Consider the following 16,458-nt stretch of genomic DNA (forward strand, 5'->3'; position numbering starts at 1 on the left):
CTTTTACTCATACAGAAATGAAAAATCAAGACTAAACTCCCTCAAGCAATATATCGAGGTCAAGTGATGAACGTCGGCCAAGGTCATTTGCATGCTCCTTAAGAAAAGCTTCAGCAGCCCGACGCCCTTCATCTCGAAGCATGAGCAAAAAGTCCCATTCTGCATTGAGCTTGGAGGAGGAACCAAGTTCAAGCATGATGTCGCTACTTACCCGGTGTATTCGCATGCCTGCCCATTTCGCCCCTTCGGAGTTATCTGGATGTGCCAATTGTCGTAATAAAGCAATCATACGAAGTTCCTTGAGTAATACTGCGTTGAACGAAACTTCATTCAATCGATTGAGGATTTCTTTTGCTGATTGAGGAAAACCTAGTCGTGTTACAGGATTAATTTGCACTAAAATCGTATCTTGCGATTTACATTCTCGTACAAGCGGTGTAATTGTAGGATTTCCTGAGTACCCTCCATCCCAGTAGTGCTCTCCATTGATCTCAACAGCCTTGAACATAGTAGGTAGACATGCCGATGCAAGAAGTACCTCAGGCGTGATTTCGTTATTGCGAAATACTCTTCCTCTGCCAGTGCTAACGTTTGTCGCAGTAACGAATAATTTGATTGAACTTTGTGACAATCGTTTGAAATCAATGGTTTTTGCTAAAATATCGCGGAGTGGATTTATCCCTAATGGGTTAAGATCGTATGGAGAAAACACTCGAGACATGATGTCCATAGTGATGAACAAAGGAGAATGATCAAGCGACCATTGACCCAGAAGAATATCAAGCGGACTGCGTTGAAAAAAACTAAAGCGTGCTGCCTCGGAGATCTTCTTCCAGAACGATTCAAGTGAATTGCGTGCTCCCTGAGGACCGTCTTTGGTGTAACCATCAACAAGGGCTACAGCATTCATGGCACCAGCCGATGTACCCGAAATACCATCAATTCGCAGCTTCTTTTCTTCTAACAAACGATCTAATACGCCCCATGTAAAAGCACCATGAGCTCCACCACCTTGTAGAGCCAAATCAATAAGAATCTCATCAGCAATTTTTTGTGAGCGTATCATAAGGAACGACATCCATTTCTTTGATTATACGTAGAGAAGAATCCATCTTTTCATTACTGAATAATTTATTTATGAGCAGTGACTTCGCAGGGGGCTACCCTAATATTAAAAGTCATAGCTTGAAAATCATTATGGCATAAACCATTCTATTTAACATAGAGATAGGTCAAAAAAATTCGGAGCGGAATTTGAGTTTACCGCATATGCAGGCTAATCAGGGTAGTAATAAAAAAATTTAATAATAGAATGCCTTATTGATTGATAGTCATCATAGTTACCAGATGAACGGTATAAGTCGAGTCGTGACTTTTTTTGATACTCCGTATCTCCAGGCAAATCCCGTGCAAGTATTTCTCCTCATTGAGGATGCGGGCAACCAGAATTAATAAGAAGATGAGAGTCAAAAGCAACGTCCACCACGATCCCAGTGCAAGTGGCGTGCCAATGAAAAAAATATAGCGCCGAAGTACATCGGGTGACGGACGAATCCGTATAAGCCAGTCGTAATCACTTTTTGTCCCTCCTCAACACGAATGTTGGCAGCAGCATAGGTGTTTACTTTTGCAACAAGATAGAAAATATAGAATGAGACAACAATGAGCGCGTCACCAATGATCGAAACGTACCATGGTACTGACGACCAGCCTAAGCGTACATCGAGCGACACCAGAACGACAAGCAGAATACATGTGACATAGAGACAAAGATAATGATTTTCTGGGCAGGTTCCTTTTCATGCGATACGCCTGCTTCGGTACGACGCTTGAGAAGAGCAGGATCATGTTTTGCTAGGTACACACTGTATGAAGTTTAGCATTTTCTCTCAACAAAAGACTTCCTCAGAAGAGGTTTTTGATGCCCAACTAACAAACAATCATTAATGTAAGCCCGGGTACACAAACCTGTCTCTTAATCACATCTATGCCTACGCCCCGCGGCTTGTCCGCGGGAAGTCGAAGTAGAACTGGACTGGTTTTTCAACGATGTGTAGAAGATTCAGGCCAACAAACCCAGGCTACAATCCCGATCATTTTTGATGATAATAAGGACTAAACTCATGAACAGCTTCAATCATGGCAGCAACATGTTCCGGGGGGACGTCAGGAGTTATACCATGGCCGAGATTGAAGACATGTCCTGAACCTGAGCCGAAGGATGCCAATACTTTTTTTACTTCTTCTCGAATACATTGTTCCGAAGTCAACAACACAGAAGGGTCAAGGTTTCCCTGTAACGCGACTTGATTACCTACTCTTTGACGGGCTTCACCCAAATCACATGTCCAATCAATTCCCAAAGCATCACATCCCGTAATCAGCATTTTTTCTAACCATTGACCGCCACCCTTGGTAAATAAAATAACAGGAATGTGGGGATAATGTGCTTTAATTTGTTGTACAATCTTCTGCATATACTCCAGGGAAAATTTTTGATAATTTTCTGGTGTTAAAATTCCCCCCCAGGTATCAAAAAGCATGACTGAATTAACACCAGCCTTAATTTGTTCAATAAGGTAATTTGCTATTGATTGTGCCAATTTATGCAACAACATATGGGCAGCTTCACTTTCGGTATAGAGCAAATGCAAAATACGTTTAAAGTCTCTAGTGCTTTTGCCTTCAACCATATAACATGCCAAAGTCCATGGGCTGCCTGCAAAACCAATTAAAGGAAGCTCTTTTGGCATTTCTCGACGAATGAGCCGCACTGCATTCATTACATAAGCTAAAGACTCTGGTTCAGGGAGTTGTAAGTGAGTAATTGCCTGGGTATCGTGTATGGGGCGATCAAAACAAGGTCCCTCCCCTTCAGAAAAATATAAACCTAATCCCATTGCATCAGGAATTGTCAGAATATCGGAAAATAAAATAGCCGCATCCAGGGCATAACGGCGCAAAGGCTGTAAAGTAACCTCGCACGCAAGTTCAGGGTTCTTGCAAAGACTTAAAAAATCACCCGCCTGCTCTCTGGTCTTGCGATACTCGGGTAAATATCGTCCCGCTTGACGCATCATCCATACGGGAGTTCGCTCCACAGGTTGTCGCCTTAGAGCACGCAGAAATAGAGATTGATCCAGATCATACATCATGTTATCCCAACATCATCAAATGCCTAATCCTAACATATTTACTGTAATATCCACTCTAAATAATGCAAAAATTGACTCCGAAGCGAATAAAGGAACAGGATCATCACTCTATAGCTCTATATGTAACCTCAACTCGTGGGTGGGGTTACATAGGAGTAACTATTTCGATAAAATCGATAAATCATTTTTGAGCAGGTAGAAATAACATTGGATACTTTAATTATAAAAGCCCTGAATGTAAGTACTAAAATTGGCGTTTACGAATGGGAGCAACGTATTAATCAACAGTTATTAATTGATATTAATATTGATACCGATTTCAGTTCATGTCAGGAAGATTTGACTAAAACCATAGATTACGAAGCACTTTGCAATCGTGTGACTCTTTATGTTGAATCAAAATCATTTCAACTCATTGAAACAGTAGCTAATGAAGTCGCAGATTTAATCAAAAAACAATTCAAAGCGTCCCAAATTACAGTAGGAATTAGTAAACCTCATGCAATCAAAAATGCAGGAAACATTCAGGTAGTTGTTCGGCGTTAAACACAACCTGGTTGGATTTCGCCAGTCTGGCAAGATAGTAATTTAGGGCCTGTTACCCTGCACTGGTAACCATACCATTCAGATGCTCATTTTTGGCTAGAATCATTTGGGCCTGTTGAGCAAGCGCTCGATTAGGATAAGGTCCTACTACTACACGAAACCAATTACCTTTTGTAGCATGACTTACAGGAACAATGTATACACTAAACCCTTTAAGTATTAATGTACCTTTCATTTGTTCTGCATCTTTGCGTGCTTTAAAAGAGGCCACTTGCACCAAAAACTTTCCTCTGTCTGTTGAAGAAACAGATTTTGGTGCAAGTGTTTTATTAATCGCTCCAGGATATTGTTGGGCTTTAGAATTATTTGTTCTTGCTGAGGCTGCGGCTGTAGTTGCTGCACGAGCAACATTGACAGATGATGTCTTGGGCGTTGATGTAGAAGCTGTAGTGGGTATTGTAGAAGTAGTTACGGATGCAGCAGGTTGAACTGATGTTGCAGAGTTCGCATTGGCTTGTGAATTAGGAACTTTTTCATTAGCCAGAAGAGTATAAAACTCAAATTTTGGTTTAGGCGGTATTGCTGTACGTTGTTGTGCCTCTGGTTTGACCGGTTCTTTTTTTATTTCTTGATGCGCCAAAACCTGAGAATTTACCCAATGGCTGATGGTTTCGATATCGAAAAAAGAAGCAGTCAAATAACCTAATAAAAAGGTAAACATACTCACTAGAAGCTGATGCGGTGCACTGCTTCGCGACCGCGAAGAACGCCTATTTCCATATTCTTTTGTCATCACATACTCTCAGGAGCTGAAACGCCCAATAAGTCCAAACCGTTCTTTAATACCTGACGCACCGCCTCGAGCAAGCAAAGACGTGCACATCGTAATTGCTCTTGCTCACACAAAAGCTGAACAGCATTATAATAACTATGTAAGCCATTGGCTACTTCACGTAAATAATACGCCACTTGATGAGGCTCACAACAAGCAGCCGCTAATTCCACAATTTCCGGATATCGACTAATTAAAGAAATCAAATGAGTTTCATGTGGTTGATCCAACAAATCAATATTCTTTAGTCCAATTGCTTTATCCCACAGCAAACCTCGTTCCTTTAATTGTCTTAATACAGAGCGTATTCTGGCATGAGCATACTGAATATAATAGACCGGATTATCACTTGACTCCGATTTTGCCAAGTCCAAATCAAAATCCATATGTTGTTCTGACTTACGTGCCACATAAAAGTAACGCGCCGCATCATTTCCTACTTCATGGCGCAGCTCCCTTAAAGTAACAAAAGACCCACTGCGCGTCGACATTTGGACCCGCTCAGAACCACGATATAAAATAGCAAATTGAACCAATAATACATCAAGTGCGCTTTCATCATGCCCCAATGCCTTAACTACAGCACGCAACCGCGTGATATAACCATGATGATCTGCACCAAAGATATCAATTACCCGATCATATCCTCTATCATATTTATTCCAATGGTAGGCAACATCTGAAGCAAAATAAGTGGTTTGGCCATTAGCCCGGACCAGTACTCGATCTTTTTCATCGCCAAAATCAGTTGCTTTAAACCAAAGTGCCCCTTCTTTTTCAAAAGTATGCCCACTGTCTTTTAGCGCCTGAATGCCTTTCTGAATTGAGCCATCTTCAAATAAAGATTGTTCAGAGAACCAGTTCTCGTATATCACCCCAAACTCAGCAAGATCATCTTTAATATCGTCAAGAACAGTATTTAATGCATGTTGATGAAACAGGGCAAAAACATTCATACCTAGAAGTTGTTTTGCACGAGAGACTAAAGCATCAATATAAACTTCTTTATCGCCGCCATGAGGCTCATCGAGGGGTAAACCTTCTGTTACAGTAGTCCATGGATATACATATTCCTTACCATGCTCAGCCCAAAATTCCTGCGCTATTTCGGAAACATAACCACCTTTATATGCATTGGCAGGAATAACAACAGGTTCACCTGCAAGCTCCAGATAACGTAACCACACACTGGCCGCAAGAATGTTCATTTGTCTTCCAGCGTCGTTGACATAATATTCTAATGTTACATCATAGCCGGCAGCTTTTAAGACATTTCCCAAAGTAGCACCAAAAGCAGCACCTCTCCCATGGCCTACATGCAAAGGACCTGTTGGGTTAGCAGAAACAAATTCAATCAATACTTTTTGATCTTGGCCAATCGTGCTGCGTCCAAACCTCTCTTCCTTATCCAGTATTTCGCCAATAATTTGTGAGCGAGAACTGCTGCGTATAAAGAAATTAATAAACCCCGCCCCAGCAATTTCTACTTTTTCCACAGCAGGATCAACGGGGAGAGCCTGGACTAAAAGTTCTGCTATTTTGCGCGGTGCTTGACGGCACGGTTTTGCTAAAATTAAGGCCAAATTACTGGCATAATCACCATGAGCGGAATCTTTTGCACGCTCAACCTTAATCTCAATGTCCAAATCAGGAGGTACATCGCCCGACTTTTGTAATGACATTAAAGCGTGTTTTAAAAGCTGCTCTACAGTTTGTTTCATGCGACTCGGTTTCCATCAAAAATGAAGCTATTATGCGCTTTTTTGTGCCATATGAAAAGGTTTTATATCCTCATACCACACAATTTGCTGGCTTGCTAAAACAGCAAATTGTTACTGTCCTAACTATGAGTTACACTTAAACACCATCATTCAAAATCATTAATACTGTGTTATCTAACTCTTGCGAATCACTAACGGGTATCGGACCAACGCTTGCAGCAAAACTTGCCAAATGTGGCATTCACTCAGTGCGTGATTTACTGTTTCACCTACCTTACCGTTATCAAGACAGAACCCGAATAACCCCTATTCAAGATTTACGTCCCAATGATTGGTGTGTGATTGCCGGACGAGTATGTAAAACAGAAATTAAACCCGGTAAGCGTGCCATGTTACATTGTTACATTGAAGATAAAACAGGCATACTAAAACTGCAGTTTTTTCATTTTAATAAAAATCAAATCAATAATCTAAATAACAGCACAATGATTCATGCATTTGGAGAAGTACGCGAATTCAACAATACCCTGATTATGACTCATCCTGAATATCAGTTACTCGATGATGAAAGTGAATGTCAGGTTAATGAAACACTCACTCCAATTTATCCAAGCACACAAGGCTTGAGTCAAACACGTTTAAGACAGTTGGTCGATGTGGCCTTAAAAAGTTGTAAACAGGAACTTCAGCAATTGGAATGGATGAATGCAGAACAATTGCGGACCAATAATTTTTTTCCTCTGGGAGAGGCAATTCAATTATTACATAATCCCCCTCCAGATATCTCGGTGCAATCGCTCGAAGAAGGTCAACATCCTGCCCTAAAACGGTTGGTTTTTGATGAGTTATTAGCACAGCGTCTCAGCATGCAATTTGCCAGGGAATCACGTAATGCATTACACTCTGTCGCATTGCCTGCAGATCAAAACTTGAGTCAACGTTTTTTAAACTCTCTTCCCTTCCCCCTCACCCATGCACAGCATAGAGTTGCCCAGGAGATCAGCCAAGATTTAATGCAAACGAAACCCATGTTGCGCTTGGTACAAGGCGATGTAGGAGCAGGAAAAACCATTATTGCTGCTCTGGCAGCATTACAAGCGATTGCTAATGGACAACAAGTTGCCTTTATGGCACCAACTGATTTATTGAGCGAGCAACATGCTAATAATCTTATCCATTGGCTTGAACCTTTGGGAATTAAAACAATACGGCTCAGCGGAAAAATGAAACTTAGCGAGCGGCGTATGGCACTTGCTGCTCTTGCTGATCACAGCTGCCAGTTGATTATTGGCACTCATGCCTTATTTCAAGAGTCAGTGAACTTTGCCCGCTTAGGCCTAGTCATTATCGATGAGCAACATCGATTTGGAGTAGAGCAAAGATTGCTTTTGCAACAAAAAGGACAGCAGGATCAACTCATTCCTCATCAATTATTAATGACTGCCACACCTATCCCAAGAACACTATCCATGACTCACTTTGCCCATTTGGATATCTCGATTATCGATGAATTACCCCCTGGGCGTATGCCCATTGCTACAGCTGTATTAAGCCAGAGTAAACGGGAAGAAGTCATCAATCGATTACAAGTTGCCATAGCCCAAGGACGGCAAATTTATTGGGTTTGTACTCTTATTGAAGAGTCAGAAAAACTACAATGTATGGCAGCTACTGAAACAGCACATGCATTACAAGAACAACTTCCCGGGGCCAGGGTAGGTTTGGTGCATGGACGGATGAAGCCTTTAGAAAAAGAAGCAACTATGGCCGCATTTAAATGCGGCGAAATAAATTTACTGGTTGCCACAACAGTGATTGAAGTTGGGGTGGATGTTCCTAATGCCAGTCTTATGATTATTGAAAATGCGGAGCGTCTGGGTTTATCCCAACTTCATCAATTACGCGGCCGAGTAGGAAGAGGCACCGCCCAGTCCCATTGTATTTTGCTTTATCAATCACCACTTTCACAGCAAGGTGCTGAGCGATTAAAAATAATGCGTGCAACCAATGATGGATTTATTATTGCTGAAAAAGATATGGAATTAAGGGGTGCGGGAGAAGTACTTGGAACCCGTCAAACAGGATATCGGCAATTTAAAATTGCTGATATCCAACGTGATCGAAGCCTACTTCCTCTTTTACCCTCTACTGCCAAAGAACTTTTGCAGAACTCGCCACAAATTGCTCGTGATATCACCCAGCGCTGGTTGGGAAATTTTGAACAATTTTTACAAGGATAAAAATATTTTTTAAAATAGCCAAGTCAAGACTGTTTTTTATTTTTTTCTTTGTTAAGATAGTGAGGTCGATTTATCGCCCATCAACACATCCTGTGGATAACTTCTTTTACCATATCGTTTAATAAACGCTCAATATACGATCGGTTTTCAAAAAATCCTTATTTTAAAAGGACTTTTATCTCTTTAGCTGTTATGGCCTCTAAATTATTTATCCACAAAATCTGTGGATAATCCTGTGAACATGATGTAAAACACCTTATACAATCAGCCTGATGTGTACCTGATTCACAACTTTCCAAAGTGTTCTTTGAAGTTTTAACTTTGGAGGCTATCCTCAATTTTAGGTTTATTTTTCTTATCGAATTTATGACTAAATTTTAAGCCTCCTAAAATAAATTCAATTGAGTTTAAAAATTTTTAAAAATACCAAAGTCAAGACTGTTTTTTATTTTTTTCTTTGTTAAGATAGTGAGGTTAATTTATTGTCCTCCAACAACACATCCTGTGGATAACTTCTCTTACCATATCGTTTAATAAACGCTCAATATGCGATCGGCTTTCAAAAAATCCTTATTTTACAAGGACTTTTACCTCTTTTGCTGTTATGACCTCTAAATTATTTATCCACAAAATCTGTGGATAATCCTGTGAACATGATGTAAAACACCTTGTACAATCAGCCTGATGTGTACCTGCTTCACAACTTTCCAAAGTGTTCTTTGAAGTTTTAACTTTGGAGGGCCATCTTCAATTTTAGATTTATTTTTTTCATCGAATTTATGGGTAAATTTTAAGCATTCTAAAATAAATTCAATTGAGGTTAAAAATTTTTAAAAATACCAAAGTCAAGACTGTTTTTTATTTTTTTCTTTGTTAAGATAGTGAGGTCGATTTATTGCCCTCCATCAACACACCCTGTGGATAACTTCTCTTACCATATCGTTTAATAAAAGCTCAATATACGATCAGTTTTCAAAAAATCCTTATTTTATAAGGACTTTTACCCCTTTGGTTCTTATGGCCTCTAAATTATTTTATCCACAAAATCTGTGGATAATCCTGTGAACATGATGTAAAACACCTTGTACAATCAGCTTAATTCCTCCCCCTCTCAGAGGACAGCAGGATATTTTGGAACAATCCCATTTTATGAAATTTTTAATATAAAAAAATTCTAAACCATGTTTAAATAGACGAATAAAATAGAGATGAAACTGAACCCAGGATTTTGTGAGGAAAGCAAGAACTCACTCTTTGACCCAGGCTACCTTATTTAAAAATACAATATGGCCCAGCACGACAGATATTGGCAAGCAAAAAAAGTAACCCTTTTGGGGGCTATTTCAAATGCGCTACTTGGCGTCATTAAACTCATTGGCGGATATTTTTTCCATTCCCATGCGCTTGTTGCAGATGGAGTACATTCTTTATCAGATCTCATAACGGATGCGATGGTTTTATTTGCATCGAAATATGGCAGTCTTGATGCAGATGCAAGTCATCCTTATGGACATCAACGTATCGAGACCGCAGCGACCTTATTGCTCTCTCTTTTACTTATTTTCGCTGGCATTGGGATTGCTTGGGATTCAATATATGACTTGCTTCATTTCAATTATCTTGTGCCAAATTGGTTAACCCTTCCCATAATTTGCATTTCCATCATGAGTAATGAAATTTTATTTCACTACACACTGTATATTGGAAGGCGTATTAATTCCAAATTAATTACGGCAAATGCCTGGCATCATCGTTCCGATGCGGCCTCCTCTTTGGTTGTTTTAATAGGCTTAATTGGCAGTATCTCAGGTTTCATCTTTCTTGATGCCGTAGCAGCCATTATTGTCGGCCTCATGATTGTTAAAATGGGTTTGGACTATGCCTGGAATAGCGTCAAAGAGCTGGTAGACACCGCAGTCAGCCCAGAACTATTAACACGGATTGAAGAAGTAATTCAAAGTGTACATGGGGTTGAAAAAATTCATCAATTACGTAGTCGTTCAATGGGAGAAGATGTATTAATTGATGTACATATTCTCGTTTCACCTAAAATATCGGTGTCTGAAGGTCATTATATAGCACAACATGTCCATCATGCGCTCACAGATCAAATAGAAAGTGTCAAAGATGTGATAGTTCATGTTGATCCTGAAGATGACGAACGCTTTTGTCCCTCCTTGCATTTACCCAGCAGAAAGGTATTACACGAATTATTATTAAATGAAGTACATATTGATTTCCCCCAAATTTTATTTTGGAATTTACATTATCTGGATGGTAAAATAGGGATAGATATAGTCTGTGATGAAACATTCACTCAGTGGCATGAATTGCATAATCGAGTAATTTTAGCGTTAAAATTACAGTCTGAGATTGTAGAAGTTCGTTTATTTAGCTTGCATGAAGCCATGCATCACCACTAAACTACGGGATTTGATTAAGTCTGGTTGTAGACTGAGGTTATTATAACCTGGGTGCAACGAAGCGAAACCCGAAGTTGAATAAACACGCTTAAACCCAGGTTCCGCTTCGTTGCACCCAGGCTACAATATTCCAAGCAACAATCTTAGTGATAAAATTCTAGAATAAATAACAGGATAAACGATGGTATCAGCTACCAGTTTAAAGATTTTTTTTGCATTTTCCATTTTTGTAGTCATCTTACTCGCGGGCTGGTATCCCTTTAAGAAACGTATTAAAGATGATCGACATATTGATTTTCCTGTGGGAGAGACCCTGGCTACTGGAGTATTTTTGGGAGCAGGTTTATTGCATATGCTTCCAGATGCAAATTTTTTATTTAAAAAAATGGGATACAACTACCCATTCGCCTTTATCATTACTGGAGCAGTATTCCTGATTTTCCTTTGGTTCGAACATTTAGGCAAAGAACTCTACCATCATAATACGAAGCATCCTGCTTTTGCCCTTTTAGCATGGGGAATGCTTTCAGTTCATTCTATTATGTTGGGAGCTGCCTTAGGGTTGGCACAATATAACTCCATGATTATCATGATTTTTCTTGCAATTATTACACATAAATGGGCAGAGAGCTTTGCAGTAGCAGTTCAATTAAATAAAAGTTCTATGAGCATGAACACCAGCTTAGTCTTTTTTATTTTATTCAGTTTGATGACTCCTTTGGGTATCTATTTAGGATGGTATTTTGGTCATGAGGTAGAAACTAATTCTCTATTTGATCCAATTTTAATCGCCGCGTCAGCAGGAACATTCCTCTACCTGGGAACACTACATGGTTTAGAACGCTGTGTTATGGTAGAGCGCTGCTGTAATCTTAAAGATTTCAGCTTCGTGATTATAGGCTTCACACTGATGGCGTTGGTGGCTGTATATGTTTAATTTTTTCCAACAAAAACCCATTATCCTCGCCTCAAGCTCATCAATAAGATTAAAATTATTGCAGTCTCTTGGAATTGAGTTTTCTGTAGTTCCTTCACATTGTGATGAAGAGGCAATTAAAACATCCTTCAAGTCAAAAAACGCATTGGAATTAGGCTATGCGCTTGCAGCAAGTAAAGCCTTGGAAGTGAGCCAGCACCATCCTGAACATTTTATCATCGCAGCAGATCAACTGTGTCTGTTTGAACAAACCCTGCTGAATAAGCCCCTGAACCATCATACAGCCATGGAGCATCTGCGTTTATTAAATGGTAAAGAGCATCTGCAAATTGCCTGTCTCTGCATTGCAAAAAGTAGCGAACTGCTCTGGCAACATCATGAAACAGCCTACTTAACCTTGCACCAATTAAGTGAAAAAACCATTGAGGCTTACTTACACAGTGAGAAACCCTATCATAGTTGTGGCGGTTATCACTATGAAAGTCTAGGTAAATGGTTATTTAAAGAGGTTCAGGGCAATGAAGATACCGTTTTAGGTTTACCTTTACTTGCTTTATCCAACGCTTTAATGAAGCTTGGTGCAGTCAGTTTCTGATTAGTTCATCATCGTTCCAAATTCCGCACTTCATTCAGGTGATACATGATCCCCAAAATACAAAAATCATTAACATAATGATTTATTGTATTTATTAAGATCATTTTGTTATGATTCTTTATCATTTGCTGAGGCATTGAGAAAAAAATGGAAGGAAAAATTGAAAATCCCGTTGCAGTAACGCCATCATTGAGTTTGTTTGAATTTAAAACTAAATTCACAGACCATATGAAAACATGTGCAATTTTTAAATTAACGTCTGAAAAGAGAATTGCTGAGTTAGAATTAAACAATGATCATGATGCTCTTATTAAGCTATATGAACAGATGATGGTCACAATTAGAGGACAAATCACTGTTTATCAAGGAAAGTTAACAGAAGCTGAGAGCTACGAAGAAGATAAAGAAACCTTACAGGGACGCATTAATACCGAAATTGCCAGACAAAAAAGAGAACTGGAGAAGTTACAATTACAATTGCTTCAAATCAAATCTTTAAAATTTTTATTCTCTTTAAACCCGCTTGAGTTATTTCAGGAAGCGCTAAAAAATAAATCCTCGGCGCTGCTTATTATCAAAAATTCGACCCTGATCGCCAAAATTTCCAACGATCAAATGCTCCTTATGACTCATCAAGACCCGGAGATCATTAAATCTTTAGCCTCTATCGTAGCAACACGTGAATACACGTTTGCAACACCCAATATTTTTGCTGCACTCAAACAACAAGTTCAAGCTGAGCCTGATCAACGCATCATCGTAGAAAAAGAAAATGCAGCAATCCGTGATTTATTACTCAAAATTAATAATTATCTCGATAAAAAAATAGAGAAGGCTGTAAAAGGAAATGCTAATCCATGGGCTTTGGGCTATTTTGGGTCACGCCATCAACTCGATAAAGGCGATAAAAAAGTACCTGTTCCCCAAGGTATTTATGAATTAAAAGAACATCTTAACCAACTCGGTAAAATCCTCCCGAGCAACATCTTAACCAAAATGCAAAATACACTTCAGATAAAGAATGTAGAAAGTAAGGATGAATCCTTGTTTCAACAGTTTAAACGACTTATAAGTTATCTTTTTGGATACGCCCAATCAGAACAGACCATAAAAGAATATGAATACCTTGAGCAAGTAACAATAGGAAAACAATCTATCTCTTGACAAAGCAAGCACATATCAAAACAATACTTCACTAGACTTCTTCGGAAACTTTACTAAGAAGAATTGCTTCGTCGATGCGGTGCTCTTCTCTCCCGGTAGCGAGTTTCCGAAGAAGTCTGATTTGAAAAATCATTAGATGGCTAATGCTTTTCAGATTAAAAAATTTCAATCGTAATTGGGACTCAACATGCAAATTACAAAAATTCAAGCTCGTGAAATTCTGGACTCTCGTGGTAACCCTACTGTAGAAGCAGACGTTATTTTAAAAAATGGAACCCAAGGAAGAGCCAGCGTTCCTTCTGGGGCATCAACAGGAAGCCGGGAAGCTTGTGAACTCCGCGATAATGATGCAAAACGTTACAATGGTAAGGGTGTACACCACGCAGTTGCTCATGTGAACCATGAAATAAATCAAGCGTTACACCTTTTTTCCGTTGAAGATCAGGACGCTTTAGATAATAAATTATGTCAATTAGACGGTACAGAAAATAAATCACGTCTTGGAGCCAATGCCATTCTTGCTGTCTCTCTTGCAGCCGCAAGAGCTCGAGCAAATGAGCATAAGTTGCCCTTATATGCTGCATTAAACCAAGGTGAAAAAATGTGCATGCCCGTACCCATGATGAATATTTTAAATGGAGGCGCACATGCAGATAATAATGTGGACATTCAAGAATTCATGATTATGCCTGCAGGAGCTGCTGATTTTCCCACGGCATTGCAAATGGGCACTGAGATTTTTCATGGATTAAAATCCGTTTTAAAAAAGCAAGGCTTAAATACTGCAGTAGGCGATGAAGGAGGTTTTGCGCCGAATATAAAATCAAACCGTCAAGCTCTTGACCTACTTTGTGAAGCAATTGAAAAGACGGGATTTAAGTTAGGCGATGAAATAGTGCTTGCTTTAGATGTTGCTGCTTCCGAGCTGTTCGATCAAGGCATGTATCACATGGCGTCAGAAAATCAAAAATTCACTTCAATGCAACTTATTGATTATTATACTAATCTTGTTACTAATTATCCTATAGTAAGCATTGAAGATGGGTTGGATGAAAAAGATTGGAGTGGCTGGAACCATTTGACTGCTCAATTAGGGGAAAAAATTCAATTAGTAGGTGATGATGTATTTGTTACTAATCCCAAAATTCTACAAGAAGGTATTACTCAAAAAGTAGCTAATGCCATCCTGATTAAAGTCAATCAAATTGGAACTTTGAGTGAAACACGACAAACAATTCAATTAGCTCAACAAAATGGATATCGTTGTGTGATGTCACATCGTTCAGGTGAAACAGAAGATACGTTTATCGCAGATCTCGCAGTTGCTACAGGTTGTGGTCAAATTAAAACAGGATCATTATGCCGTACTGATCGTGTTGCAAAGTACAATCAATTATTACGCATTCATGAAATGGCTGCATTGCCTTATGCAGGTAAATCCATATTAAAAAGATAAATTCAGGATCCTGGTTAAGTGTAGAATCGGTCGTCAAGCGGATGTTGTCATTTCTTGCGAAGGGGAATCCTTCTATAATTGAGCACATTGCCAATATAAAGATAGATCCCCGCCTGCGCGCACAACTGTCGGTTTTTGTCGCAAAAATAAAATCACATTTTATTCCATCCGAATCGGCTGCACAAACTTGAATGCATATGATCATATTTGATACAATAAGCACATTTTTAATATGCGAGTGAACATTATGGAAAAAAATTTGCTTGGCATAGCGTAAAAATTACTAGAGGTATAGTCCGTTTATTGATCATGGTGTTGATAAACAACATTGACGCATAATGGTCACTTGGAGTTCAAATAACCATCCAGGCCCTTAATATCTAATGCCTGGATGGTGAATAATTCTGGAAGCGATAAAAATGGCCAAAATTTTTAAATTAGATTTAAACTGAGGATTATGATAATGACCAAAATATTAGTGCTAGATATAGATGAAAATTTAATGATATTGCAGAGACCGAATCAAGGACATGATCTTACAGAAACTGCAAAAGAAACTCTAAGTCTAGAAAATGATACGAATGGATTTTTAAAAAAACCTCAGTTAAAAGAAAATATCCCTTTATCACGGGTAGAAGACTATTCAATAATCGCTTTAAGCAGGAATGAATGGGAAAAAATAGTTAAAAAAATAGATAAAGTAAATAAAGCTGCTATTAAAAAAGATGGTCAGCCAGCAATTATTGTTAAATTCATGACATCTGGAGGCTATGATAAAATAGCGTTCTTAAATAATGTGTTCAGCACATTTTATTACAAAAAAAATGAAGAAAAAATAGCAAGGAGAATAAAAAGAGGGCAATTTGAATTTTTTAATGCCGAAGATATAAAGAAATTATGGCGAGAAAATCCTTCTCTTGAAAGAGAGATGATAAAATCAAAACTGTTGGAACAGAAATTTCCCGAATGGCAGAAACAATATCCAGGAATAAATAAAAAAGATATCATTTTAATTGATGATAACAAGAAGATCATTGAAAACGCGGATATAAAAGGCTTTTCTACTCTTCATAATCCTACTTCTAAATCAAAAGATACGACCGATGCAGATTATAAAACTGCTGGACCAGAATTTTTTGCAAAACTTGAAAATGTAGTTAATGAAGTTGCTAAAGAATTCCCTATTCATAAAAAAGGATCAAAGAAAACGTCTTCTTATGCATTTTTTAGTGATGCTGAGAAAACAGCTTCTCAGGGAATATTCAATGATACTAGCAAGGTATTAAAGGCGTAAAATGCCAGGAATTCTGGACGAGTTTACACCGTAGCCCCATACAACTGTTCCAAATAATATGATTAGACGTATCCAATGATATGGACTCATCCTAT

General features: G+C 38.7%; 13 protein-coding genes. 8 read left to right on the forward strand and 5 right to left on the reverse strand.

Annotated features, from left to right (window positions below):
- Nucleotides 1-31: 31 nt before the first annotated feature.
- From LXO92_RS15105 to hemE, 3 genes are all read right to left on the reverse strand, one after another.
- Nucleotides 32-1,066 (reverse strand): patatin-like phospholipase family protein, encoded by a 1,035-nt coding sequence (locus tag LXO92_RS15105; protein ID WP_182350348.1) that lies wholly within the window; start codon nucleotides 1,064-1,066, stop codon nucleotides 32-34.
- A gap of 400 nt (nucleotides 1,067-1,466) precedes the next feature.
- The gene (locus LXO92_RS15115; RefSeq protein WP_232891266.1) at nucleotides 1,467-1,733 is read right to left on the reverse strand and encodes an isoprenylcysteine carboxylmethyltransferase family protein; all 267 of its coding nucleotides are present in this window, start codon (nucleotides 1,731-1,733) and stop codon (nucleotides 1,467-1,469) included.
- A 360-nt stretch (nucleotides 1,734-2,093) separates the two neighbouring features.
- Nucleotides 2,094-3,152, reverse strand: coding sequence for a uroporphyrinogen decarboxylase (hemE, locus tag LXO92_RS15120; RefSeq protein WP_232891307.1), 1,059 nt, complete (start codon nucleotides 3,150-3,152; stop codon nucleotides 2,094-2,096).
- Nucleotides 3,153-3,362: 210 nt separating this feature from the next.
- Between hemE and folB the strand changes: the two genes are divergently transcribed.
- Nucleotides 3,363-3,701: a dihydroneopterin aldolase gene (gene folB / locus LXO92_RS15125; protein ID WP_182350349.1), complete on the forward strand. Its 339-nt coding sequence runs from the start codon at nucleotides 3,363-3,365 to the stop codon at nucleotides 3,699-3,701.
- A 52-nt stretch (nucleotides 3,702-3,753) separates the two neighbouring features.
- Here folB and LXO92_RS15130 read toward each other — a convergent pair whose 3' ends face one another.
- Nucleotides 3,754-4,494 carry an SPOR domain-containing protein gene (locus LXO92_RS15130; protein ID WP_182350350.1) on the reverse strand — a complete coding sequence of 247 codons (741 nt, stop codon included), beginning with the start codon at nucleotides 4,492-4,494 and terminating at the stop codon, nucleotides 3,754-3,756.
- Complete coding sequence (argS, locus tag LXO92_RS15135; protein WP_182350351.1) at nucleotides 4,494-6,254, reverse strand: arginine--tRNA ligase; 1,761 nt, start codon at nucleotides 6,252-6,254, stop codon at nucleotides 4,494-4,496. The genes LXO92_RS15130 and argS overlap by 1 nt, the downstream gene beginning before the upstream one ends.
- Before the next feature lie 167 nt (nucleotides 6,255-6,421).
- Between argS and recG the strand changes: the two genes are divergently transcribed.
- The 7 genes from recG to LXO92_RS15170 all read left to right on the forward strand — a co-directional run bounded on the left by recG (nucleotide 6,422) and on the right by LXO92_RS15170 (nucleotide 16,363).
- Nucleotides 6,422-8,494: an ATP-dependent DNA helicase RecG gene (gene recG / locus LXO92_RS15140; RefSeq protein WP_182350352.1), complete on the forward strand. Its 2,073-nt coding sequence runs from the start codon at nucleotides 6,422-6,424 to the stop codon at nucleotides 8,492-8,494.
- Nucleotides 8,495-9,780: 1,286 nt separating this feature from the next.
- Nucleotides 9,781-10,917, forward strand: coding sequence for a cation diffusion facilitator family transporter (locus LXO92_RS15145; protein WP_232891267.1), 1,137 nt, complete (start codon nucleotides 9,781-9,783; stop codon nucleotides 10,915-10,917).
- Nucleotides 10,918-11,098: 181 nt separating this feature from the next.
- Nucleotides 11,099-11,854, forward strand: a complete 756-nt coding sequence (locus tag LXO92_RS15150) for a ZIP family metal transporter (RefSeq protein ID WP_182350354.1) — start codon at nucleotides 11,099-11,101, stop codon at nucleotides 11,852-11,854.
- Entirely contained in the window at nucleotides 11,847-12,449 is a 603-nt protein-coding gene (locus tag LXO92_RS15155) for a Maf family protein (protein ID WP_182350355.1), read from the forward strand. Before LXO92_RS15150 ends, LXO92_RS15155 begins: the two co-directional genes overlap by 8 nt.
- Nucleotides 12,450-12,596: 147 nt before the next feature.
- Complete coding sequence (locus tag LXO92_RS15160; RefSeq protein WP_232891268.1) at nucleotides 12,597-13,613, forward strand: hypothetical protein; 1,017 nt, start codon at nucleotides 12,597-12,599, stop codon at nucleotides 13,611-13,613.
- A 187-nt stretch (nucleotides 13,614-13,800) separates the two neighbouring features.
- Nucleotides 13,801-15,069, forward strand: coding sequence for a phosphopyruvate hydratase (eno, locus tag LXO92_RS15165; RefSeq protein ID WP_182350357.1), 1,269 nt, complete (start codon nucleotides 13,801-13,803; stop codon nucleotides 15,067-15,069).
- A gap of 463 nt (nucleotides 15,070-15,532) precedes the next feature.
- On the forward strand, nucleotides 15,533-16,363 hold the full coding sequence (locus tag LXO92_RS15170; protein ID WP_182350358.1) for a hypothetical protein: 831 nt from the start codon (nucleotides 15,533-15,535) through the stop codon (nucleotides 16,361-16,363).
- Nucleotides 16,364-16,458 lie beyond the last annotated feature (95 nt).

The organism is Legionella resiliens, from assembly GCF_021344005.1.
In the GTDB taxonomy this organism is placed as follows: domain Bacteria; phylum Pseudomonadota; class Gammaproteobacteria; order Legionellales; family Legionellaceae; genus Legionella; species Legionella resiliens.

Bases quoted from the DNA above. Each gene is read 5' to 3' on its own strand.
- LXO92_RS15105 (WP_182350348.1), bottom strand. From the start codon at position 1,066: ATGATACGCTCACAAAAAATTGCTGATGAGATTCTTATTGATTTGGCT.
- hemE (WP_232891307.1), bottom strand. From the start codon at position 3,152: ATGTATGATCTGGATCAATCTCTATTTCTGCGTGCTCTAAGGCGACAA.
- LXO92_RS15130 (WP_182350350.1), bottom strand. From the start codon at position 4,494: ATGACAAAAGAATATGGAAATAGGCGTTCTTCGCGGTCGCGAAGCAGT.
- argS (WP_182350351.1), bottom strand. From the start codon at position 6,254: ATGAAACAAACTGTAGAGCAGCTTTTAAAACACGCTTTAATGTCATTA.
- LXO92_RS15145 (WP_232891267.1), top strand. From the start codon at position 9,781: ATGGCCCAGCACGACAGATATTGGCAAGCAAAAAAAGTAACCCTTTTG.
- LXO92_RS15150 (WP_182350354.1), top strand. From the start codon at position 11,099: ATGGTATCAGCTACCAGTTTAAAGATTTTTTTTGCATTTTCCATTTTT.
- LXO92_RS15155 (WP_182350355.1), top strand. From the start codon at position 11,847: ATGTTTAATTTTTTCCAACAAAAACCCATTATCCTCGCCTCAAGCTCA.
- LXO92_RS15160 (WP_232891268.1), top strand. From the start codon at position 12,597: ATGGAAGGAAAAATTGAAAATCCCGTTGCAGTAACGCCATCATTGAGT.
- eno (WP_182350357.1), top strand. From the start codon at position 13,801: ATGCAAATTACAAAAATTCAAGCTCGTGAAATTCTGGACTCTCGTGGT.
- LXO92_RS15170 (WP_182350358.1), top strand. From the start codon at position 15,533: ATGACCAAAATATTAGTGCTAGATATAGATGAAAATTTAATGATATTG.